Origin of the sequence: Amycolatopsis sp. PS_44_ISF1, assembly GCF_032335455.1 — a bacterium.
GTDB lineage: Bacteria > Actinomycetota > Actinomycetes > Mycobacteriales > Pseudonocardiaceae > Amycolatopsis.
The window spans coordinates 1,038,899-1,061,409 of sequence record NZ_JANUXO010000002.1; the positions used below are offsets into that span (position 1 = coordinate 1,038,899).

The window sequence follows — 22,511 nt, forward strand, 5'->3', positions numbered from 1 at the left end:
TTTTCCCCACCGGTACCGCCCGTGCAACAGACACCCCCGTTACCGCAGGTCGGTGCCGCCGGGTGGGCGCGAGCCGAAGCCGGGTCGTCCTCGACCGCGGCGCGGCGCCGACCGGGCGGATGCTCGCCGGTGGTCCCGGAACCGGCCCGCGAGCTCGGCCAGCCGGGGTATGACGGCGAGGCCCAGCAGCCCCACCCCCGCGCCGACGGCCAGCCCGGCCACGACGTCGTGCGGGTAGTGCGCGCCGGTGTACACCCGCGAAATCGCCACCAGTACCGCGAAAGCCATCGACCACCAGCCCCAGCGGCGGTGCACCAGCAGCACCGCCGCGGCGAAGGCGGCCGCGATGACCGTGTGGTTGCTGGGAAACGCGTAGTCCGCCGGCGGGTCGCACGGCAGCAGCGGGTGTGCGCCCGGCACCACGCGGCACGGCCGGACCTCGGCGAAGGCGTACTTCAGCACCGTGTCGAACACCAGCGCCACCCCGATCGCGACCGGCACCCACACCGCCGCTGCCAGCTCCGCCGCGCTCCGGCGCCGGGCCCGCCACAGCAGGGCCAGGATCACCGGCGCCACCAGCACGACCCCGTACTCGCTGAAGACCTCCGCGGGCCCGGCGAGCCAGCCCACCGACTGCGCGAAATCCGTCACGTCCTCATACAGCCCCGAATCGAAGGACATCAGGCCCGCTCCCGCTTCGCCCGGCGGCTCCGGACCACCTCGACCAGCAACGGGCTCAGCGACAGCAGCACGACCACGGCGATGATCGGCAGCAGGTAGGTGTCCACATCCGGCACCGACGCGCCCAGCAGGTACCCCGCCGCCGTGACCCCGGCCGTCCACAGCAGACCGCCGAGCACCTGCCACCGCGCGAACTGCCCGGCCGGCATCCCGGCCACCCCCACCAGCGGGTTGAGCACCGTGCGCACCACCGGGACGAACCGGGCCAGCACCACGGCCTTGCCGTAGCCGTACCGGGTCAGCAGCACCGAACCCCGCGCGATCCCCTCGTGCAGGTACCGGTTCCCCGACCGGGCCAGCAGCGCGCCGCCGCCGCGCCGGCCGATCAGGAACCCGGTCTGGGCGCCGGTCACCGCCCCCAGCGCGGCCGCCACGAGCACCGCGGGCAGCGACACGTGCACCGCCGAGCCCGCACCGGTCGCGGCCAGCACCCCGGCGGTGAACAGCAGCGAGTCACCGGGCAGGAAGAACCCGATCAGCAGCCCGGTTTCGGCGAACACCACCACGAACACCCCGATCGGGCCGAACGTGGCCAGCAGCGACTTCGGGTCGAGCAGGCTGCCGCCCAGCGACTCTCCGGCCACGACGGCGGCGGACACAGCAGATCCCACGGATCACTCCTCCGGAACGAACTACAACTACGTCAATGTAGAAATTCTACATCACTGTAGTAAGTTTCGGCTTCCCCCTCCACCGGCGGCCGGAGCGGGCGAGCGGCTCCGGCGTGGCGGAGCCGCGGTCAGGCCGCCGGTTCGGGCCGCAGGGCGGGACCGAGCAGGAGCCCGCCGTCGGCGACGAACTCCGAGCCGGTGACGAAGGCGGCCTCGGCCGAGGTGAGGTGGAGCAGGAGGGCGGTGATCTCGGCCGGAGTGCCCAGCCGCGGGATGGCGTAGGGCTCCGGGGAGTAGAAGTCCGCGATGGGCGGCTGCCCGTCGATCGGCTCGGCGATCAGCGGGGTGGAGATGACACCGGGGTGGATGGAGTTGACCCGGATGCCGTACCGGCCCAGCTCCAGCGCGGCGGTCCGGGTCAGCCCGCGCACCGCCCACTTGCCGGCGACGTAGGGCGCGTAGAGCGGGCTGCCGACGTGGGCCATCGTGGAGGCGATGTTGACGATCACCCCGCCGCCGTTGCGGCGCAGTGACGGGGTCACGGTCTTGACGCCGAGGAACGTGCCGGTGAGGTTGACTTCGAGGACGCGGTCCCAGACCCGCCGGTCGACCGCCTCGATCGGCACCGCGGAATGCTGGACGCCGGCGTTGTTGACCAGCACCGCGATCGGGCCGAACCGGCGTTCGGTCTCGGTGACCGCCGCGGTCCAGGCGGCCTCGTCGGTGACGTCCAGGCGGACGAACAGCGCCCGTTCGCCGAGTTCGGCGGCGAGTTCCCGGCCCGCCTCTTCGGAACGCGCGGCCACGACCACGTTCGCCCCCTCCCGGTGGTAGGCCCGGAGGTGGCTGGCGCCCTGCCCGCCGGTGCCGCCGGTGACCAGAACGGTCTGTTCGTCGAAGCGCCCCATGACGCGGTCCTCCCTGCGATCCCGATGGTGAGTCGATCGACTCGCCTCGACGCCAAGCTACTGCGGCGCAAGTGGTGAGTCAAGCGACTCGCCTCATGGTGGAGGACGCGCGAGCCGGGGGTGGATTCGCCGTCCCCGCGGGCACCCCCGCCTGGGCGGAAGGGCCCGCGGATCGGCGGGCTTCCCGGATCAGCCCCCGGGGCTGGGCGGCCCGAGCACCACGGGGAACTTCCTCGGGGCGTGGACGTGCACGCTGCGCCGGAAGGTCAGCTCCTCCTCGGCCGCGGCGGCCCGGAGGTCCGGGAAGCGGCCGAACAGCGCGGTGAGCGCCACCTCCGCCTCCAGCCGCACGAGGGCCGCGCCGAGGCAGCGGTGGATGCCGTGCCCGAACGCGACGTGGCCCGCGGTCTCGCGGTCCGGGTCGAGCCCGTCCGGGGCGGCGAACCGGTCCGGGTCGCGGTTCGCGGCGCCGGTGGAAAGGGTGACCGAGGCGCCCCGGGGGATCGCGACGCCGCCGATCTCCAGGTCCTCGGTGGCGAAGCGCAGCGAGGCGTTGAGCGCGGGCGAGACCCAGCGCAGCAGCTCCTCGATCAGCTCCGGCGCGGTGTCCGGCTTCAGCCGCTGCCGCGCCGCCGGGTCGGACAGCAGGGCCCGCACGCTGTTGGTGACGAACACCGCCGTCGTCTCGTGGCCGGCCATCAGCAGCAGCATCGCCATCGCCACGATTTCGAGGTCGGACAGCCGTTCCCCGCCGTCGGAGGCCTCGATGAGCCCGGACAGCAGGGCGTCGTCCGGTTCCTCGCGGCGCAGCGCCACCAGCCCGCCCAGGTAGTCCGCCAGCTGGGCCGAGGCGCGGATCAGCTCGGGTTCCGGGCACTCGTCGATGAGCACCGTCGACCAGTGCGCGAAGTCCTCCCGGTCCAGCTCCGGCACCCCGATCAGCGCGCAGATCACCTCCATCGGCAGCGGGATCGCGTAGTCCGCCACCAGGTCCACCGGCTCCCCGGACGGCAGGCCGGCGAGCAGGTCCCGGGCGATGGCTTCGACGCGGGGGCGCAGCTCGGCCACCCGGCGCACGGTGAACGCCTGGGCCACCAGTCCGCGCAGCCGGGTGTGGTCGGGCGGGTCGAGCGAGGTGAGCATGTGGGACATGGGCGCGGGCAGCCCCGGGGGCGCGGCCGCGCGCTCCTCGGCCGGCAGCGCGGCGCGGTAGTCCTTGGCCAGCCGTGGGTCGGCCAGCCCGGCGCGCACGTCGGCGTACCGGGTGACCAGCCAGGTCGGCCCGGTTTCGAAGGTCACCTCGCGCACGGGGGTGTGCTCGCGGGCGTGGCCCAGCGCGCGGTGCGGATCCTGCCAGTACAGCGTCATGAAGCTCTGCTCGTCCACGGCGTCAGTCCTTCACCGCGGTCGCGCTCATCCCGGTCACCTGGTGGTGCGGCCAGCGGGCGCCGTCGCCCCGGGGCTCGTCGCCGAGCACGGTCACCCGCCGGCCGACCCGGCGGGCCGCGTAGTCGTTCACCGCGTAGTGCTGGGTGGCGCGGTTGTCCCAGACCGCGACCGCCCCCTCGGTCCACCGGAAGCGGCACACCCGCTGCGGGCTCTCGGACACGGCGAACAGGGTGGCCAGCAGCGCCGCGCTTTCCTCGGCGGTCAGCTGCGGGATGCGCCGGGTGAACATGCGGTTGACGTAGAGGGACCGCCGGCCGGTTTCCGGGTGCACCCGGACCACCGGGTGCTCGGCCTCGCTGCGGAAGTCCCCGTATTCGAACACGTGCAGCGCGGTGAGCCCGTCGGCCATTTCCCGGATCGGCTCGGACAACGCCTCGTAGGCCAGGTACTGATTGCTCCACATCGTGTCGCCGCCGATTTCCGGTGACTGCACGATCTGCAGGACCGAGGCGATCGGCGGGGACGGGGCGTAGGTGACGTCGGTGTGCCACACGTCGGCCTTGGCGCCCTGGTCGGAGTCGAGCACGACGATTTCTTCGTGCTCGGGCAGCTTGGGCAGGAACCGGTGGACCTCGAGCGGCCCGAAGCGGGTGCCGAACGCCTTGTGGTCGGCGGGAGTGAGCCCGGCTTCGTCGCGGAAGAACAGCACCAGGTGCTCCAGCAGCAACTGGTGGATCCGGGCGAACAGGGCGTCGTCGACGTCGGCGAGCGCGACGCCGCCGATCTCGGCCCCCAGTGCCCCGGAGAGGGGCCGAACCTCGAGAGAACTCATTTCCCACTCATTCCTGATAGCCGTTCCGCCTACCGCGGAAAGGATGGACGAATAGTTCCGGAACCTTGTCCGGAACGTTTTTCCGTGCAATCTTCAGAAGGCCACCTGATCCTCCTCCGGGACATTCCTGAAAGGACCACTGTGACCAGTGAGACCACCGGCACCGCCGCGCTCGCCGCTCTCGTCGACCTCGCCACGCCGTTCGCCGTGCGGTCCGCCGTGGCGCTGAAGCTGCCCGAGCTGGTGCGGGACGGGTGCACCACCACCGACGCGCTGGCGAAGGCCTCCGGCACCGACCCGGACGCGCTGGCCCGGCTGCTGCGCCACCTGGTGGCGGTCGGGCTGTTCGCCGAGCCGGTGGCGGGCGAGCACGAGCTGACCCCGGTGTCGGAGGCCCTGCTGGACGAGCGGAACGCGCTGCTGCGCTCGTGGCTCGACGCCGACGGTCCCGGGCTGAAGATGGACCTGGCCTATAGCGGGATGCTGCACGCGGTCCGGACCGGCACGTCGGCCTACGGCGCGGTGCACGGCCGGGACTTCTGGGCGGACTACCGCGAGGACGACCGGCTGCGCTCGTTCTTCGGCACGACCATGGCCGGGTTCGCCTGGCAGACCGGCCCGGAGCTCGCGGCCCGCCACGACTGGAGCGCCGCGTCGAGCGTGCTCGACGTCGGCGGTGGCACCGGAGCGCTGCTGGCGGCCGTGCTGGGCGCGCACCCGCACCTGCGCGGCGCGGCGCTGGACCTGCCCGAGGTCCGGCCGGAGGCCGAGGAGTTCCTCGCCCGGCTCGGCGGCCGGGCCGAGTTCGTCGGCGGCAGCTACTTCGACCCCCTGCCCGCCGGGCACGACGTGGTGATCGTCTCCCGCGTGCTGACCGACTGGCCCGACGCGGACGCCACCCGGATCCTGCGCCGCTGCGCGGAAGCGGTCACCGGCGGCGGCCGGGTGCTCGTGGTGGAGGTGCTGGCCGGGGCGGAGCACGCCAAGAACAACTCGTCGTTCGACCTGCAGTCGCTGACCTTGCTGGGCGGCCGGGAACGGCGGCCGGAGGACTTCGACGCGCTCGCGGCCGCGGCCGGGCTGGTGCGGCTCGACCGGCTCGAGGGGGCGAACGGGCTGGTGGTCCTGGAGTACGCCCGCGGGTGACTCCCCCGGCCCGTTCCCCCGCCCGGGCCCGGGGGGACGGGGCGGTCCGCCGGCGAACCGGCGCGGGCTCATCGGGCCGGATCCCCGGGAACGGCGCGGTCGACCCAGGCCGGCAGCCGCGCCGCGCGCGGGTCGGGCAGCAGCTCGATCTGGTGCAGCCGGTCGAGCGGGGTCAGCCGGCGCACTCCCAGCCCGGACATCGTGTGCATGACCTCGTGCCGGATGCGGTCGTTGCGGCCCGTGCCGGCCAGTGCGCGCCGCCCGGCCCAGGACCGGGTCGTGATCATCCGCGCGGCGTTGTGGCTGGTCCGGCCGATGTGGGCGAGATTCCGCCGGCGCGCGTCGTCGTAGCGGCGCAACGCGTGGTCGACGACGGCCGCGGCCAGCGTGCCGCCTTGGCGCACCACCGCGGCCAGCTCGTGCGCGTCCGCGATCGCGCTGTTCATGCCCTGGGCCGCCATCGGGTGCACCGAGTGGCCGCTCTCGCCGACCAGCGCGATCCCCGGCGCCACCAGGGTGCGCGCGGACGAGCGCGACACCGGCAGCACCTGCCGGTGCTCGAGCCCGGCGCGCAGCGACGGGGCCAGGGGGGCGAGTCCGGCGCATCCGTCGAGCACCCGGTCCGCCCACGCCCGCAGGCCGTCCGGGCCGATGCCCCGCAGCTCGTCCGGCGCGACCTGGACGTAGAGCCGGACCCGGCGGCCGGGCAGCGGGTAGCGCAGCCGCAGCCCGCCTTCGGTGACGTAGGCCGAGAAATCCGGTTCGAGCTCGGCCACGTCGTGCAGTTCGAACGCCGCCAGGCGATGCGGGTAGTCCTGCCGGTGCGCGCTCAGCCCGGCCGCGGTGCGCAGGCGGGAGGAAACGCCGTCGGCCGCCACGACCAGTTTCGCGGGGATGTCGCCGTCGTCGCACCGCACCCCGGCCACCCGGCCGTCGCTCCACAGTGGACCCCGGACGGGCACGCCTCGGCGCACCTCGACCCCTTCCGGGAGCGCATCGGTCAACGCCGCGAGGATGGACTGGTAGTCGTGGGCCAGCAGCCAGGGCTGCGCGGCCGGGAGCCGGGCGTAGTCGAGCACCATGCGCGGCGAGCCGTCCGCGGCCCGGGCGACCAGGCGGGACAACCGCACCGCCCCGGCGGCTTCGAGCCGGCCGGTCACGCCCCAGTCGTGCAGGATGGCCAGCGAGCCCGGTTGCAGCACCTCCCCCTTGGCCACCGGCGCGGGCACGGGCTGCTTGTCCAGCACGAGGACCCGCTGTCCCAGCCGGCCCAGCGCGCAGGCCGCGGCCAGTCCCGCCACGCCGGCCCCGCAGACGACGACGTCCGGCGCGCTCATCGCGCCACCGCCCGGTAGCGGCCCAGCGCCCGCAGCGCCATGCCGTGGGTGAACCCCGGGTTCGCGTAGCGGCTGACCCGCCGGACGTATTCGTGCACCGGTGCGGGAGTCCACCCGCCGCCGGGGACCCGGACGTCGAGCAGCCACCGGACCCCGGCGGCCACCGCGGCCGGTTCCTCTCCGGCCGCCAGCAGGGACGACACCGCCCAGCCCGTCTCCTCCACGGTGCCGGGGGCACCGTGGCCGTCGCCCCACGACCCGTCGTCGTTGCGGGTGCGGATCAGCCACGACCGGGCGCGCCTCGCCGTTTCGCCGTCGGCTTCGCCGCAGCGGGCCAGGGTTTCCAGCACGGCCGCGGTGCCCATGGTGTGCTCCCGGTACCACACCGACTCGTAGCTGCCGTCGGGCCGCTGCGCCCGCCCGAGCCACCGCACCGCCCGCCGGATCGGCCGGCCGGCCGGCGGACCGCCCGCGTCGAGCAGCGCGTCGACGGCCTGCGCGGTGGTCATCGGGCACGGGCCGCTGTTGGCCACCTTGGTGTTGCGCACGCAGAGCCCCCAGGAACCCCGGCGGTCCTGGCGGTTGCCGAGCCAGGCCGCGCCGGTGCGGACGGCCTCGGCCTGGGCCCGCCCGGGCAGCTTGGCCAGCGCGGAGACGATCTCGCCGGTCTCCAGCACCGCGGGCCAGCCCACCGCGCCCGACCAGCCCCAGAAACCCGGCGGGCAGGCGAACGCGAGGAACGGCCGGCGCTGCTGCAGGCGCACGAACAGGTCCCGGGACACGGCCAGCCGTTCGTCGTCGCGGTAGCCGGCTTCGATCAGGCCGCGCACGGCGTACATCGTCCAGGCCGCGTCCAGCGGGGTGGTCGCCCACGAGCCGTCCGGGTGCATGGTGCGCCGGAACCACCGCACCGCCGCCTCGACCATGTCCGGCCCGAGCCCGGCCCGCGCGAGGCCGATGCACACCAGCCCGGTCACCCAGGCGTCCTCCGACCAGGAGCCGGCCGAGCCCTCGTGCTCGAAGGCCTGCCGGATGCCGCGCAGCGCGTTCGGCTCCGCCCGGCGGGCCAGCGACCGCTGCCAGCGGGTCAGCGGCCGGTGCCGGACCTGCGCGAGCCCGAGCGCCGAGGCCATCGGCAGCCGCAGGTCGAACAGCCGCCGGTACAGGCCCGGCACCAGCGCGAGCTCCAGCGGGAACCGGCGCATCCGCTCCGGGGCGAGCCAGCCGGCGAACCCGTAGAACTGGCGGCACCACAACACGACCTCCGGGTGCGGGATCGCCTCCAGGCCGCCGTAGTCCGACATCCACTTCCGCCCGGCCTCGACCTCCGGCGCGTGGCCGTCCGGGTCGATCAGGTGCAGGGCCGCCGCCGACACCGCGGTCGGGCCGGGTTCACTCGGCCGGCCGGGCACCATGGCCCAGCCACCGTCGTCGTTGCGGGTGCGGCGCAGCCGCTCGGCGCCCGTGGCGATCAGGTCCGCGGCCCCGCCGGGGTCGGCGAAGTGCAGCGCGGTGATCGCCCCCGCGGTCGCCAGCGTGGAGCGCAGGGTGCTCGCCCCGAAGTCGAACACCCCGTCCGGGCGCTGGGCCCCGAGCAGTTCCCGCGCCCCCGCCGCGATGGCGGTCTCCAGTTCTTCCGCCGTGCCGGCGTGGACCGGGGTCATGGCCGTTCTCCCTCGTTCGGTGGAGCATCCGGGAACTCGTGCCGGGACCGCATGCGGCCCTGCAGCACCAGCGAGAAGACGAGCACCGGCCCCAGCACCGGCAGGGCGACGCCGAAGCCGGCCGCCCCCGCGACCACCGCCGAGGTGAGGACCAGGCGTTCGGCGACCAGCAGCTCGTGCGAGCGCAGCGCCCGCCGGGCGGTCAGCGCGACCGGGCGCGCCACCGCGAGCGCGATCCCGCCGATCACCGCGGCCACGGCGGCCAGCGAGAGCTGGGCGACCGGCCGGGCGGCGACCAGCGATCCGAGGGCGATCGCGGCGATGCCCGCCAGCCACAGCCCGGACGCGAGGCCGACCGCCGCCGCGACCCCGTGCCGCACCGGCACCGACCGGTACCCGCCGGCCCGGTCGCCGTCGACGTCGCGCACGGTGCCGATCAGGTTGGACGCGGTGTCGTGCAACAGCAATCCCACCGCCACCGGCGCCAGGGCCGGCGGCGGCCAGGGCGCCGCGGTCATCGCGCCGATGGCCAGGGCCAGCGCCGAAAGCACGCCCCGGCTCAGGTTTCCGCTGAACCCCAGGCGTTTGAACACGGCGCTGTAGGCGACGATGCCCCCCATCGCCAGCGCGAAGACCGGCAGCACCCGCCAGTTGAGCGCGATCGAGAACGCCAGTGACAGCGTCGCACAGGCGATGCCCGCGCTCAGCGCCACGGCCGGGGACATCCGGCCGGACGGGATCGGCCGCTGCGGCTTCGCGATCGCGTCCAGGTGCCGGTCGAAGTGGTCGCCGAGGTAGTGCCCGGAGATCCAGCCCAGCACCGGGGCCAGCACCGCGACGGTGATCTCGGCGGGCCGCCGGCCCCCGGCGGCCAGCACGCCGGCGAGCCCGAGCAGGGCCGGGTAGCACGTGGTGTAGGGCCGCCAGGTCTCCCAGTGCGCCCGCACCCGCTCCGGCACCGTCCGGCGGGTGATCCCGGGGGCGCGGGCCTCAGCGGTCACGGTCGACGGCGATCTCGGCGAGACCGGCCAGCCGGTCCGCGGCCTCGGTCCCCGGCAGCTCGCGCAGGCGCGCCACCGCCACCCCGGAGCGCTCCCGCGCGAGGCGGCGCGCGGTGCCCAGCGCGCCGCTGCCGAGCACCGCGAACCGCAGCGATTCCAGGGCCTGCGCCGGGGCGAGCGTGCCGGAGAGCGCGGTCTCGACCGCCTCGCGGTGCTCCGGCCCGCCGTCGCGGTGGGCGATCAGCACCGGCCAGGTCGGCCGGAGGTTGGCGGCATCGCTGGTGTCGGGCTTGCCGGACTCGCCCGAACCCAGGTAGGGCAGGAGGTCGTCGTACATCTGGAAGGCCACTCCGGTGTGCCGGCCGTAGTCGCCGAGCAGTTCGGCCTGGGCGGCCGAACCGCTGCCGAGCAGCGCCCCGGCCCGGCAGGCGGCGCGGAACAGCGCACCCGTCTTCAGCGCGGCGACCTCGAGGTAGTCCGCCAGCCGGCTCCCCGGCGCCCCCGGGCCCGGCGGGGTCATCGCCGATTCGAGCACCTGTCCGCGGCACAGGTCGACGCCCGCCCGGGCGAACTCGCCGACGACCGCCACCACCACCTCCGCCGGCGCGCGGCATTCGGCCACCGCGGCGAACAGGTCGAACAGCAGGGCGTCCCCGGTCACGATGGCGTCCGCGACGCCGTGCCGCGCGTGCACCGAAGGACGGCCGCGGCGCAGTTCGTCGCCGTCGATGATGTCGTCGTGCACCAGCGAGGCCACGTGCAGGTGCTCGACCGCCACGGCCGCGGGCAGCGCGTTCCCGGCGCCGCCGCCGACCGCCTCCGCCGAGGTGACCAGCATCAGCGGGCGCAGCAGCTTGCCCGGTACGGCCATGGCGTAGTGGGTCAGCTCGCCCAGCCGGTCGCCGGGTTCCGAACGCCGCCGGACGAGGGCGCCGCGGATCACCTCGGACCGGTCTCCGGCTTCCAGCGCTTCGCTCATCGTGCCGGTCATCGCGCGACCTCCGGGGTGAGCGGGCGGGCGGCGAACGAGCGGGCCGCCGACAGCACGGCGTCGTTGGCCTCCGGGAGCCCGGTGCTCACGCGGACGCCCCCGGCGACCTCCCGCACCAGCACCCCGTGCGCGGCCAGGTGATCGATGAACCGCTGGTTGTGCGGGCCCAGGCGCACCCACAGGTAGTTCCCGCCGCTGGGCGGGACGTCGAAGCCGAGTTCGAGCAGGCCCGCGCGGACCCGGTCCCGTTCCGCGGCGACCTCGCGGCACTGCGCGCGCATCCGGTCGCCGGCCTCGAGCGCGGCCAGCGCCGCCGCCTGCGCGACGGTGGGCACGCGGTGGAACGGCGCCGTCCGCCGCACCGGACCCACCACCTCCGCCGCCCCGACCAGGTAGCCCGCCCGCAGGCCGAGCAGTCCGTGGGACTTGGAAAAGGTGCGCACCACCACCAGCCGCGGATCCGCCACCGTGGTGGGATCGCCGATCGCCGCCGGATCGGCGAACTCGCGGTAGGCCTCGTCGACCAGCAGCAGCACCTCCGGCGGCAGCGCGGCGAGCAGGGACTCGAGCCACGCCACGCCCACCACCTCTCCCGTGGGGTTGTTCGGGTTGCACACCAGCACCACCCGGGTCCGCCCGGTGACGGCCCCGGCCAGTGCGGCGGGGTCCTGCCGGTCGCCGGGACCCGCGGGCACCTCGACCGGCTCCGCTCCCGCGTTGCGGATCAGCAGCGGGTAGAGGTCGAAGGACGGCTGCGTGTGCACCACGGTGGAACCGGGGGCGCAGTGCGCGGCCAGGAACTGCTGCAGCAACGCCCCGGAGCCCGCACCGGCGACCACCCGGCCCGCCGTGGTGCCGAGGTCCTCGGCCAGTCTCCGCTCCAGCCGCCCGGCGAGCGCGTCGCCGGTCAGGTTGACGTCGGCGAGCGAGCCGGCCAACGCCTCGCGCACCCCCGGCAGCATGGGCCAATGATTCTCGTTGAACGCCAATTGGTGAATGATTCGACTCAATTTACGAACCTTCCCGAGGGGGCGGCCTCGACCCTACGATCTTCGCCGATCCACGGTCAATACACTATTGGCGCAATTCCCGAACGACAATAGTGTAATTCGCAATCGCTATCCCCGATAAACTGCTTCAATCCGGCTGTCAAGCGTACGAGCGGCAGATCTGCCCGCCCGCACCTCCGTCTCGCCACGAACGGCCCCGAACAGGCGGGGGCACCCCATCGGCGGTAGCTCTCGGTTTTTTCCCGCAGGACCAACCCGGGCTACCCCGTTCGGCAGAACCGCAATAGCCGAAACGGAGGCAGCCGTTCGGTCTCTTTGCGAAATCGCCCGGAACGGGCGCGGCCCCGGTCACCCCGGAATACGGAAGCACCGGCACCCGGCGCGTTTCGCCGCAAGCTCCTTCGGTGAATTCCGGGCCCGGATAAGAAGTCATCGGAACCGAACGAGGCCGTATGGGTCCACGCCGCCGCGTTTCCCGGTCCGCCGGGATCGAGGCGCACCGGGCCACCCGAAACGAAATCCGTCACCCCGCCGCGGACCGGCGCCCCCTCCGGGCGGGCGGCGGCACCGGGTTTGCCGCTCGGCCCGCGGGGTATCCGGCGGGCCGGGTCCCCGGAAGATCAGCAGGTGCAGTGGTGTCCACATTGACCGTCCTCTTCGGTATCGCCGGGCTGCTCGCGCTGGCCGCCGCCGTACTGCCGAAACTGGTGGCCGAACGGCCGTTCTCCACCCCGCTGGTGATGCTGGTCGCCGGTACCGGGCTCGGCCTGCTGCCCCTGCCCGCGCCCTTCGGCAACGGCTGGGCCGACCCGGTGGCGCACCTGTCCGGCGTCGAATCGTTCGCCCAGCTCGGTATCCTGGTCTCGCTGGCCGGGGCCGGGCTGGCGGTCGACCGGCCGTTCGGGTTCCGGCGCTGGTCCTCGGCCTGGCGGCTGCTCGGCCTCACGATGCCGGTGATGATCGCCGTCGTCGCGGTGCTCGGCTGGTGGTGGCTGGCGCTCACCCCGGCCGTCGCGATCCTGCTCGGGGCGGTGCTCGCGCCGACCGACCCGGTGCTGGCCGGGGAGGTCGGCGTGCCTTCGGCCGACGTCGGACGGGAATTGGCGCGCGACAACGAGATCCGCTCCACCCTCACCATCGAAGCCGGGCTCAACGACGGGCTCACCATGCCGTTCGTCCTGCTGGCCCTGGCGCTGGCCGGGCAGCGGCCCGAACTCGACCCGCGCTGGGTGCTGGTCGACCTCGTGCTGCCGGTCGGCATCGGGGTGCTGGCCGGGCTCGGCGCCGGGCGGTTGCTGGGCTGGGCCATGTTCCGCACCTCCTCCTCGCGCTTCCGGCTGGCCGACTACACCGACGGGCTCATGCTGCTGGCGCTGGCGTTCCTGCCCTACGCGCTCTCGGAACTATTGCACGGCAACGGTTTCGTGGCCGTGTTCGTCAGCGCCGTCGCGGTCCGCACCGAGGAGCGGTCCCACGACTACCACGAGGTCCTGCACTCCTTCGGCCGGCAACTGGAGCGGCTGTTCGTCGCGATCGCGCTGCTCGGGCTCGGGCTGGCCCTCGGCGACGGCCTGCTGCGCGGCTTCTCCCCCGTCGAACTGCTGCTGGCCGCGGTCGTGGTGCTCGTGGTGCGCCCGGTGCTGGGCTGGCTGGCCCTGCTCGGCTCGGCCGCCGGGCGGCACGCCAGCGGCGCCATCGCGTTCTTCGGGGTGCGCGGGATCGGCACGATCTTCTACCTCGCCTATGCCCTGGAACGGTTCCCGGTACCCGGTCAGGACGTGCTGTGGCGGGTCGGCGCCCTCGCGGTCGCGCTCTCCGTGGTGGTCCACGGCATCCTCGCCGAACCGGTCATGCGCCGGATCGAAGACCTCGGCGGTCACCTGCCGACCAGCGGGAACCCCGGCCGACCGGCAGCCCGCGAGATTGAGACGTGACCCACGCGCCCACCGGCGCGGCGACCACCGGAAACGGCGGTGCGGGTTAGCCGGTGTACCCCGCCGCCTCCAGTTGGCTCTTCAGCAACTGCGCGCCGGTCGGGAGGCTCGAACGCTCGGGCCAGGTCTCCGGTTTCCAGGCGCCCGAGCGCAGGAACGCGCGGCCGCAGTGCACGAACAGTTCCTCGACGTCGACGACCACCGCCAGTTTCGGGTCGTCCAGCTCGGCGAAGAACGGCGCGGACCGCACGATCTTCGCGGTGCCGTTGACGCGCAGGACCTCCGTGACGCCGGGGACGACGAACAGCAGGCCGATCTGCGGGTGGCGCAGGAGGTTGCGGAAGCTGTCGAGCCGGCGGTTGCCCGCGCGGTCGGCGAAGGCGATGGTCCGGTCGTCGTCGAAGACCAGCACGGTCCGGCCGTCGTCGCCGCGGGGTGAGAGGTCGAGGGCACCGTCCGGGCCCGTGGTCGCGACGAAGAACAGCTTGCTGGCGGCGATGAACCGCCGGCTCAACGCGTCCACCCCGGCCAGGCCCTTCGCGGCGATCACGGGCGCCGGCGGGTCGACGACCTCGCGCAGCTGCTCCTCGGTGGTGACCAGCTCCCAGTCATCCCTCACGCGCGCACGCCTCCGTTCGCCTTCGCCAGCAGGTACAGCAGGTACGGCGCGCCGACCGCGCCGGTGACCACGCCGACCGGCAGTTGCGCGCCGCCGAGCAGGTGCTGGGCCACGAAATCGGCGACCAGCGTCACCAGCGCCCCGGTCAGCGCGGCCGCCGGCAGTCCCGGCCGCCCGGTGCGCAGCAGCCGCGCGGCGATCGGACCGGCCACGAAGGCCACGAACGCGACCGGCCCGGCCACCGCCGTCCCGACACCGGCCAGTGCCACTCCGACCGCTAGCAGCCCGAGCCGAGACGACTCCACGCGCGCGCCCAGCCCGCGCGCGAGCTCGTCGCCGAGCTGAAGCGCCGCGAGCGAACGGGCGAGCACCAGCGCCGCGGGCACCAGCACGACGAGGAAGACGCCGATCGTGCGGACGCGGTCCCAGTCCGCCCCGTTGAGGCTGCCGGTCAGCCAGATCAGCGCGAGCGCGGCCACCCGGACGTCGGCGCGGGTCAGGAAGTACGACACGGCACCGGAAAGCGCCGCGGCGACCCCGATCCCGACCAGCACCAGCCGGTATCCCGTCACGCCCCGCCGCCATGCGAGCAGGTAGATCAGCACGGCCGCCACGACGCCACCGGCCAGCGCCACCGCGGGCACGGCGAAACCCGAGACGCCGAACACCACCAGACCCACCACCGCGGCCAGGCTCGACCCCGCCGTCACCCCGATCACGTCCGGGCTGGCCAGCGGATTCCGCAGCAGGCGCTGGAAAATCGCGCCCGACAGTCCGAACGCGACACCCACGAGCACGCCCAGCAGCGCGCGCGGCAACCGGACGCGCACGACGACGTACCGCGTCCGCGGGCCGCCCCGGCCGAACAGCGCGCCGATCACGTCGCCGACGCCGATCGGGTACTCCCCCACCGCGATGGCCGCGACGAACACCGCCAGCAGCACGAGCGCCAGCGCGGACCCGACCAGCACGGCGCGGCGCCGCAGCCGCCGCCGCACCGTGCTCACCGTGGCCGGGTTCACCGTCGCCGGGCTCACCGCGCGGCCTGCCTGCGCCGCCGCACGAGCAGCACGAAGACCGGTGCGCCGAGCACCGCGGTGACGATGCCGACCTGGACCTCGCCCGGCGGCGCGGCCACGCGTCCGGCGATGTCGGCGGCGAGCACCAGCAACGGCGCCAGCAGCATCGAGTACGGCAGCAGCCACCGGTGGTCCGGCCCGGTCAGCAGCCGCGCCGCGTGCGGCACGACCAGTCCGACGAAGGCGATCGGCCCGGCCATCGCCGTGGCCGTGCCGCAGAGCACGACCACGGCCAGCGCGCACAGGATCCGGCTGAGCACGACGTTCTGCCCGAGCGCGCGGGCGACGTCGTCGCCCAGGGCCAGCCCGTTGAGCCGCCGGCCGCAGCCCGCCGCGAGCACCGCGCCGGCCACCAGGAACGGCGCGGCCTGCGCGACGACCGCGAGGTCCCGCCCGGCCAGCGAGCCGACCTGCCAGAAGCGGAACTGGTCGAAGGTGAGGTCGTCGGTGACCAGCAGCCCGGTGGTCAGCGAGCCGAACGCGGCCGAGCAGGCGGCGCCGGCGAGCACGATCTTCAGCGGGGTGGCGCCGTCGCGGCCGAGCGAGCCGACGCCGTAGACGACCACGGCCGCCAGCGCCGCGCCCGCGAAGCCGAACCACACGTACCCGCTCATCGACTGGATACCGAAGGCGCTGATCGCGAGCACCACGCCCAGCGAAGCCCCGGAATTGACCCCGAGGATGCCGGGGTCCGACAGCGGGTTGCGCGTGACGCCCTGGATGATCGCGCCCGCGACCCCCAGCGCGGCCCCGGCGAGCAGGCCGATCACCGTGCGCGGTACCCGCACCCGCGTGACCACCAGCTCGTCCGGTCGTCCGGCAGCACCGTGCAGCACCGCGTCGAGCACCACCGACGGCGCGATCGCCCGGGTCCCGATCACCAGGCTGGCGACGACCACGGCCAGCAGCACCGCCGTCAGCAGGACCAGGCCTTTGCCCTTCACCGCCTCAGCGGGCCCTGGCCTGGGCGAGCAGGGGCACGACCCGGTCGATCGCGTAGGACAGGCCCAGCGGCGTACCGCTCGCGAAGGCCTGCGAGATCGTCCGGTCGGTCAGCACCACGAAGTGCCCGGCCTTGACCGAAGGCACGGACTGGAACAGCGGATCGCCCGTGACCTGGTCGGCGGTGGCGCCGATCAGCGAGATCACCGTGAGATCGGCGTCGAACAGGTCCATCCGCTCGGCCGAGACGGGCACCGAGAAGCTCTTGCCCGCCAGGGCCTGCACCTTCGGCGACTGCTGGAAACCCAGCTTCTCCATGAACTCCACGCGCGAACCGCCGTTGACGTACGCGCCGTAACCGGCGCCGGTGCGCGCCCCGGTGACCATCGTCCGGCCGGCGAAACCGGGGTTGGCGGCCGCGGCCCGCTGGAACTTGGCCTCGAGGTCGGCCCGGACCTTCGCCGCCTCCGCCGGCTTGCCCAGCGCCCGGCCGATCAGGGTGAGCTGGTCCTGCCAGGTGGTGCGGTAGGCCTCGCCGCCGCGCGGGATGCCGACCACCGGCACGCCGAGCGCGGCCAACTGGTCGTAGCGGGCCCGGTCGCCGCTGGCACGGGTGTCGAGGATCAGGTCGGGTTCGAGCGCCGCGACCTGTTCGACGTCGACCTCCTTGGTGCCGAGGAGCTTCGGCTCGGTGGTGTAGCGCCGGTCCCGCGGCACCCAGGTGGCGACCCCGTCCCCGCCCACCGGCAGCCAGTCCGCCGCGCCGACCGGCTGGACGCCGAGGGTCAGCGCGACCTCCGCGTCCCCCCAGCCGAGCGCGACCACGCGTTTCGGCGCGCTCGGCACGGAGACGTCGCCGAACGCGGTCGCCACGGTCACCGCACCTCCGCCCGGCGGGGCCGGCTCGGCCGAAGCACAGGCGGACAGGGTCAGCACGGCCCCGACGACCCCGACGACACCGGCGGACAGCAAGCCGCGGCGCCGCGACCAGGGGGAAAACATGAGAGATCCTCCGAACGTTAGGTTCGGCTAACCTATGTTCGACGACGGCCGAAGTCCAGATGAGCCGGATCACAACCCGGACAAAGACGACCCCACCCCGCCCGGCCGGTGATCACGGGTCCGGCTCAGCTCACCCGGTCCGAAGTCGATCCCGGTCCGGGGGCCGGTGCTCACCGAGGCGAGCGGCGAACTCGTCCGCGCAGCGTCGGTGGCTCCCCCGTCGTGCGGGCCCGTGTCGGCGCGCCGCCGCGGCACCGCTCATTTCGCGCCCGCGACGGTGACCAGCCCGGCCTGCTGCAGGAAGGTCAGGTTGTCCTCGAGGTGCCAGTCCTCGGTGATGACACCGCTCCCGTCGAGGTGCTGGAGGTCGATCGCCGGGAAGTCGACGGCCTGGCCGTGCCCGGCGATCCCTTGGTACACCCCGGTGAAGTGGCCGCGGAAGACCAGCCGCGCGGTGAAGGTGTCGCCGGTGACGTAGAGGTCGGCCAGCTCGCAGGTGAGGTCCGGCAGGGCGGCGCGGAAGGCGGCGGACGCGGCCCGCGGGCCGGCCGGGCCCTGCGGCCGGCCGCTGGGCAGGGTGTTGTCGCGGAACTGCGGGGTGATCGCGCGGTCGAGGTAGGCGGGGTCGCCGGTGTTCCAGAAGGTGTAGAGCTCCTGCGCCGCGTGCACGGCGCGGCCGGTCTGCGCGCGGTCGGCGGCCGGGTCGGTGTGCACGGCACCCGGCTGCACCAGGTTCGCGGCGTGGTCGACCGGGTCGGCCGGGCCGGTCGCCGGGCCGCCGCAGGCGGTGGCGAGCACGACGGGCAGCAGCGCGAGGGCGGTGACGGCGGTTCGGACGAGGGTCATGGCTTCCTCCGTGGTGTGGGTCCTACCCTGGTTCCAGCGCCCGTCGGCCCGTTCTTCATCCCGTCGCGATATGAAGCTTTTGAGACCTTCCCATAGAATGTGCGAATGGCTACGTTACGCGGGCTCGAATGCCTGGTCGCGGTGCTGGACTCCGGCTCGGTCACCGAGGCCGCGGCGAGACTGCACCTGTCCCAGCCCGCGCTGTCGCACCAGCTGGCCGCGCTGGAGAAGGAGATCGGCACCCCGCTGCTCGAACGGCTCCCCCGCGGGACGCGGGCCACCACCGCGGGGCGGGCGGTCGAACAGGACGCCCGGGCGGCGTTGCGCGCGGCGGAGCGGGTGGTGGCCACCGGCCGCGCGGTCGGCCGGGGCGTGGGCGGCCGGCTGCGGATCGCCTGCGCGGAAAGCATGACCGTGGCCGTGCTCGCGCCGGTGCTGCGGCGGTGGCAGCGGCGCCATCCGGCCGTCGAACTGGCCCTGACCGAGCTCACCAGCGCCGACGCCCTGGCCGACGCCGTGACGACGGGCGAAGCGGACCTGGCCGTGGGCCCGCGCCCGGCCCGCTGGACCGGCCCGGCCGAACTGGTCGGACTGGAGGAGGTCGTGGTGGCCATGGCCCGCGCGCACCCGCTGGCCGGGACCGCCGGCGGGCTCGGCTTCACCGGGATCGCCGCGCAGCCGGTGGTGCACTACCACGAGCTCAACGGCTTGGGCGGCTGGCTCGACGAGGTCGCCGCCGCCCACGGCGTCCGGCTGCACGCCGTCACCCGGACCCGCCAGGCGACCACCGCCGCGCACCTGGCCGCGGCCGGCCTCGGCCTCGCCCTGGTCCCGACCACGGCGCTGAACGCGACGTTCCCCGGGGCCGTGCGCAGCCTGAAACCCTTGCTGCGGCGGGAAATCGTGACCCTGACCGGAGCCGGGGCGGACCCGCTGGTCCGGCGGTTCGAGTCCGATCTGCTCGGTCACGGCGTGCCGGTGCCCAAGACCATCGCCGACCAGCTGGCCGGGCCGCCGGCGTGAGCGGGCCGGTCCGGGGAAGTGGCCGGGACCGGGTGGGGTGGCCCGGCCGGAACCCCGGTTATGGCCACGAGCCCGATCCGCCGAGCCCGCGTGGAGTTCGGCGGACCGGCAGAGCGGTGACGCCGCCCTCGCACCCTGCCCCATGACCCCCTGCCAGGCGGTCCCCGGCTAGAGGTCGATGACGATCTTGCCCTGCACGTGCCGCCCGGCCTGCAGTTCGGCCGCGCGGCGGATCTGCTCGATCGGGAAGGCCGCCGCGATCGGCACCCGCAGGCGGCCCGCCGCGACCAGGCGGGCGAGTTCCTCCAGGGCCCCGGGGGCGGCGTTCGCGCCGTTGGCCGCCGGGACGCCGTCGACCTGCGCGGCGACGGTGCAGATCCGGGCGTCCGGGACGCCGAGCTCCCGGGCGGCGTGGACCGTCTCGGTCCCGTGCAGGTCCAGGGCGGCGGTCACGCCACCGGGAGCCAGCGCCCGGACACGGCCGGCCAGTCCGTCCCCGTAGGCGACCGGCTCGGCGCCGAGTTCGCGCAGGAAGCCCGCGGACGACGGCGAACCGGTACCGATCACGCGGGCCCCGGCGAGCCGGGCCAGCTGGACGGCGAACCCCCCGACCCCGCCGCCCGCTCCGCCGATCAGCACGGTGTCGTCCGGGCCCGGGGCGAGCACGGCGATCGCGGCGGACGCGGTGCGCCCGGCGATCGTGAGGGCGGCGGCGGTGCGGTCGCCGACCCCGTCGGGGAGGTGGTGCGCCTCGTCGGCCGCGGTCCCCGCCGCCGCTCCGACCACCACGAAATCGGCCACCGCGCGGGAAAGCGCGCCGCCGAACACCCGGTCACCGGCGGCGAAGCCGGTCACCCCCGCGCCGACCCGGTCGACCACGCCCGCGTAGTCGGTGCCGAACCCGGCCGGGAGGCGCAGGCCGAACCGGGCGGCGGTGTCCGCGTCGGCGGTCATGATCCAGTCCATCGGGTTCAGCCCGGCCGCGGTGACCCGCACCCGCAGCTGCCCCGGGCCGGGCTCCGGGACCGGGACCTCGCGGACGTTCAGGACTTCGGGGCCGCCGAAGGAATCGAGCCGGACCGCCCGGCTCCGGTCCGCTGGTGGTGCCTGGCTGTGCTGCTGCACGTATGCCCCTCCGGGGTTGGGGTGGGAAGCAAACGGACTATGCTCCGTTTCATCGCCGACCCTAGCACAACCGGAGCGTGATCCGTTTTGCCCGACCCAGAGCTGCGCTCGGACGCGGCCCGCAACCGCGAACTGCTGCTGGCCGTGGCGACCCGGTTGTTCGCCGCGGCCGGCACCGAACCGTCGCTGCGGGCGATCGCGCGCGAGGCCGGCGTCGGCATCGCCACCCTCTACCGGCACTTCCCGACTCGCGAGTCGCTGGTCGACGCGGTCTACCAGGACCAGGTCGCGCGCCTGACGACCGGGGCCCGCGAGCTGGCCGGACGGCTGCCCCCGGCCCCGGCGATGCGGCGCTGGATGGACCTGTTCGGCGACTGGATCGCGACCAAGAACGGCATGCTCGACACGCTGCTGTCGATGATCGAGGCGGGGGGGATCGCCCACGCGCAGACCCGGGCCGAACTCCTGATGGCCATCACCACCCTCCTCGACGCCGGCCGCGCGACGGGCGACCTCCGCATCGACGTCACCGCCGACGACATCGCCACCGCCCTCATCGGCATCTTCACCGTGGCCCCCCGGCCCGGCCACGAGGCCCGGACCGGCCGCCTGCTGGACCTGCTGATGGACGGACTCGCCCCGCGCGGCGGCGGCCGGGGCCAATAGATCCGTAGCCCTACGGGGTGCTTCCCCGGTTGATCCGGCGCCCGGCGGCACCGGAAGGTGGCGGCAGCGACCTCGAAAAGGAGCTGCTGTGAATTCGGACATCACTCGCGGTCTGGCCGTGGCCGCGGCCCTGCTGACCGTCGTCACCACGCCGTCGCCCGCGGCGGCCGATTCCGGCCGGGCCCCCGGGCTGGCGGCTCAGGCACTGCCCGGCTCGGTGGACCTCGGTCCCGCGCTGGGCGAACAACGGGTGGCCTTGACGCTGCGGTCCCGCGATGAGGCCGGCCTCGCGCGGTTCCTCGCGGACCCCCACCACCCCGTCCTCACCCCGGCCGGGTACCAGAGCCGCTTCGGCCCGTCTCCGGCGGCGGAGCGGCAGGTTTCGCGCTGGGCGGACGAAGCCGGGCTGACCGTCTCGCACCAGCCGGGCAGCCAGGTCTTCGCGCTGCGGGCGCCGGCTCCGGTGATGGGCCGGGCCTTCCACACCGAAGTGCACCGCTTCCGGGTCTCCGGGCTGGACGTGCTCGGTTCCACCGGCCCGGCCGAGCTGCCCCGCGCGGTCGACGCCGTGACCGCCGGGGTGACCGGGCTGGCCGCCGGTTACCCCGCCCGGACGGCGCTGCAGCTGACCGCGGCGAAACCGGCCGACGTGCACCCCATGGGGCCGGACGAGTTCGCCAAGTTCTACGGCGTGCCCGCCGAACCCTCCGGGAAGGGCCAGCAGATCGCGGTCATCGGCTGGACCGCCATGGACGGCGTCGTCTCCGACCTGGCGAAGTTCGAGGACCGCTACCACCTGCCGAAGGTCCGGATGACCGTGGACTACGTCAGCGGCAAGCCGGACGCGGTGAACGACCAGATGGAGTGGGACCTCGACACCCAGTACTCCACGGCGATGGCCCCCGGCGTCGACGAAGTGCACGTGTACGCGGCGAGGTCGAACGAGAACGCCGACCTGACCGTGGCGTTCGGCAAATGGGCCGACGAGGACCGCTACGCCCAGGGCAGCGCTTCGCTCGGCGACTGCGAGTCCGACGCCAAGTCGTGGGTCAGCACGCTCGAACCGGTGCTGCAGAAGGCCGAAGCCCAGGGCCAGACCCTCCTGGCCGCCAGCGGCGACGACGGCACGAACTGCTTCAACGGCGTGCGCGGCCAGCGCTCCTACCCCGCGGCCAGCGCGCACGCGATCGCCGTCGGCGGTACGACCATCACCGACATCACCGGTCACAAGGACACCGGCTGGCCGGGCTCGGGCGGCGGCGACAGCGCCCTCGCGGCCCGGCCGTCCTGGCAGGCCCACGCCGGCGGGGCCCTCTCGGGCGACCGGCGCGGACTGCCGGACCTGTCCTTCGCGGCGACGAACTACAAGATCATCGACAACGGCGGTGACAACACCCTCGCCGGTACCTCGGCCAGCACTCCGGTCATCGCCGGGTTCCTCGCCCGGGTGCACGAGAAGAACCCGAAGCTCGGGTTCATCGGCCCGAAGCTCTACGCCATCGACCGGGCCGCCTACCACGACATCACCACCGGCAACAACGGACTGGCCGCCGGCCCCGGCTGGGACTACGTCACCGGGCTCGGGGAACCCCAGGTCACCTCGTGGCTGTCGGCGATGGCGGCCGGCTGAGACCGCCGGACCCGG

At 74.3% G+C, this 22,511-nt stretch carries 21 protein-coding genes; 5 read left to right on the forward strand and 16 right to left on the reverse strand.

The features are described from left to right. Nucleotides 1-39: 39 nt before the first annotated feature. The 5 genes from NYF13_RS19305 to NYF13_RS19325 all read right to left on the reverse strand — a co-directional run bounded on the left by NYF13_RS19305 (nt 40) and on the right by NYF13_RS19325 (nt 4,481). The gene (locus NYF13_RS19305) at nt 40-681 is read right to left on the reverse strand and encodes a phosphatase PAP2 family protein (protein WP_315658575.1); all 642 of its coding nucleotides are present in this window, start codon (nt 679-681) and stop codon (nt 40-42) included. Next, entirely contained in the window at nt 681-1,352 is a 672-nt protein-coding gene (locus NYF13_RS19310; protein WP_396287620.1) for a DedA family protein, read from the reverse strand. Before NYF13_RS19310 ends, NYF13_RS19305 begins: the two co-directional genes overlap by 1 nt. A 128-nt stretch (nt 1,353-1,480) precedes the next feature. Beyond that, complete coding sequence (locus NYF13_RS19315; protein WP_315658576.1) at nt 1,481-2,260, reverse strand: SDR family oxidoreductase; 780 nt, start codon at nt 2,258-2,260, stop codon at nt 1,481-1,483. A gap of 189 nt (nt 2,261-2,449) precedes the next feature. After that, nucleotides 2,450-3,646 carry a cytochrome P450 gene (locus tag NYF13_RS19320; RefSeq protein ID WP_315658578.1) on the reverse strand — a complete coding sequence of 399 codons (1,197 nt, stop codon included), beginning with the start codon at nt 3,644-3,646 and terminating at the stop codon, nt 2,450-2,452. Nucleotides 3,647-3,650: 4 nt separating this feature from the next. Next, a complete protein-coding gene (locus tag NYF13_RS19325; protein ID WP_315658580.1) occupies nt 3,651-4,481 on the reverse strand; it encodes a TauD/TfdA family dioxygenase in 831 nt (276 codons plus the stop codon). Between the two features lie 141 nt (nt 4,482-4,622). On the opposite strand from NYF13_RS19325, the gene NYF13_RS19330 reads away from it, so the two are divergent. Continuing rightward, nucleotides 4,623-5,627, forward strand: coding sequence for a methyltransferase (locus tag NYF13_RS19330; RefSeq protein ID WP_315658582.1), 1,005 nt, complete (start codon nt 4,623-4,625; stop codon nt 5,625-5,627). Nucleotides 5,628-5,695: 68 nt separating this feature from the next. On the opposite strand, the gene NYF13_RS19335 is transcribed toward NYF13_RS19330, so the two are convergent. Genes NYF13_RS19335 through NYF13_RS19355 form a run of 5 tightly spaced genes read right to left on the reverse strand, consistent with a single transcriptional unit; the run spans nt 5,696 to nt 11,630 of the window. Further along, complete coding sequence (locus tag NYF13_RS19335; protein ID WP_315658584.1) at nt 5,696-6,964, reverse strand: NAD(P)/FAD-dependent oxidoreductase; 1,269 nt, start codon at nt 6,962-6,964, stop codon at nt 5,696-5,698. Beyond that, nucleotides 6,961-8,628, reverse strand: a complete 1,668-nt coding sequence (locus NYF13_RS19340; RefSeq protein ID WP_315658585.1) for a prenyltransferase/squalene oxidase repeat-containing protein — start codon at nt 8,626-8,628, stop codon at nt 6,961-6,963. Before NYF13_RS19340 ends, NYF13_RS19335 begins: the two co-directional genes overlap by 4 nt. Then, nucleotides 8,625-9,629 (reverse strand): UbiA family prenyltransferase, encoded by a 1,005-nt coding sequence (locus tag NYF13_RS19345; RefSeq protein WP_315658586.1) that lies wholly within the window; start codon nt 9,627-9,629, stop codon nt 8,625-8,627. Before NYF13_RS19345 ends, NYF13_RS19340 begins: the two co-directional genes overlap by 4 nt. Then, nucleotides 9,619-10,620 carry a polyprenyl synthetase family protein gene (locus NYF13_RS19350; RefSeq protein ID WP_315658588.1) on the reverse strand — a complete coding sequence of 334 codons (1,002 nt, stop codon included), beginning with the start codon at nt 10,618-10,620 and terminating at the stop codon, nt 9,619-9,621. Before NYF13_RS19350 ends, NYF13_RS19345 begins: the two co-directional genes overlap by 11 nt. Then, nucleotides 10,617-11,630: an aminotransferase class I/II-fold pyridoxal phosphate-dependent enzyme gene (locus NYF13_RS19355; RefSeq protein WP_315658589.1), complete on the reverse strand. Its 1,014-nt coding sequence runs from the start codon at nt 11,628-11,630 to the stop codon at nt 10,617-10,619. The genes NYF13_RS19350 and NYF13_RS19355 overlap by 4 nt, the downstream gene beginning before the upstream one ends. Before the next feature lie 635 nt (nt 11,631-12,265). Here NYF13_RS19355 and NYF13_RS19360 point away from each other — a divergent pair. Further along, a complete protein-coding gene (locus NYF13_RS19360) occupies nt 12,266-13,564 on the forward strand; it encodes a cation:proton antiporter (protein ID WP_315658590.1) in 1,299 nt (432 codons plus the stop codon). Between the two features lie 46 nt (nt 13,565-13,610). On the opposite strand, the gene NYF13_RS19365 is transcribed toward NYF13_RS19360, so the two are convergent. The 5 genes from NYF13_RS19365 to NYF13_RS19385 form a co-directional block, all read right to left on the reverse strand. Then, nucleotides 13,611-14,183, reverse strand: coding sequence for an MSMEG_1061 family FMN-dependent PPOX-type flavoprotein (locus tag NYF13_RS19365; RefSeq protein ID WP_315658592.1), 573 nt, complete (start codon nt 14,181-14,183; stop codon nt 13,611-13,613). Next, the gene (locus tag NYF13_RS19370; RefSeq protein WP_315658594.1) at nt 14,180-15,220 is read right to left on the reverse strand and encodes an iron chelate uptake ABC transporter family permease subunit; all 1,041 of its coding nucleotides are present in this window, start codon (nt 15,218-15,220) and stop codon (nt 14,180-14,182) included. Before NYF13_RS19370 ends, NYF13_RS19365 begins: the two co-directional genes overlap by 4 nt. After that, nucleotides 15,217-16,206, reverse strand: a complete 990-nt coding sequence (locus NYF13_RS19375) for an iron chelate uptake ABC transporter family permease subunit (protein ID WP_315658596.1) — start codon at nt 16,204-16,206, stop codon at nt 15,217-15,219. Before NYF13_RS19375 ends, NYF13_RS19370 begins: the two co-directional genes overlap by 4 nt. A gap of 4 nt (nt 16,207-16,210) precedes the next feature. Further along, entirely contained in the window at nt 16,211-17,206 is a 996-nt protein-coding gene (locus tag NYF13_RS19380) for an iron-siderophore ABC transporter substrate-binding protein (protein ID WP_315658598.1), read from the reverse strand. A gap of 258 nt (nt 17,207-17,464) precedes the next feature. Beyond that, nucleotides 17,465-18,052, reverse strand: coding sequence for an ester cyclase (locus NYF13_RS19385; RefSeq protein ID WP_315658599.1), 588 nt, complete (start codon nt 18,050-18,052; stop codon nt 17,465-17,467). A gap of 105 nt (nt 18,053-18,157) precedes the next feature. On the opposite strand from NYF13_RS19385, the gene NYF13_RS19390 reads away from it, so the two are divergent. After that, nucleotides 18,158-19,075: a LysR family transcriptional regulator gene (locus NYF13_RS19390; protein ID WP_315658600.1), complete on the forward strand. Its 918-nt coding sequence runs from the start codon at nt 18,158-18,160 to the stop codon at nt 19,073-19,075. Between the two features lie 168 nt (nt 19,076-19,243). On the opposite strand, the gene NYF13_RS19395 is transcribed toward NYF13_RS19390, so the two are convergent. Further along, a complete protein-coding gene (locus NYF13_RS19395) occupies nt 19,244-20,200 on the reverse strand; it encodes an NADP-dependent oxidoreductase (protein WP_315658601.1) in 957 nt (318 codons plus the stop codon). An 87-nt stretch (nt 20,201-20,287) separates the two neighbouring features. On the opposite strand from NYF13_RS19395, the gene NYF13_RS19400 reads away from it, so the two are divergent. Both NYF13_RS19400 and NYF13_RS19405 read left to right on the forward strand, forming a co-directional pair. Beyond that, nucleotides 20,288-20,866: a helix-turn-helix domain-containing protein gene (locus NYF13_RS19400; protein WP_315658602.1), complete on the forward strand. Its 579-nt coding sequence runs from the start codon at nt 20,288-20,290 to the stop codon at nt 20,864-20,866. Between the two features lie 88 nt (nt 20,867-20,954). Next, nucleotides 20,955-22,496 carry a S53 family peptidase gene (locus NYF13_RS19405; RefSeq protein ID WP_315658603.1) on the forward strand — a complete coding sequence of 514 codons (1,542 nt, stop codon included), beginning with the start codon at nt 20,955-20,957 and terminating at the stop codon, nt 22,494-22,496. The last annotated feature ends 15 nt before the right edge of the window (nt 22,497-22,511 follow it).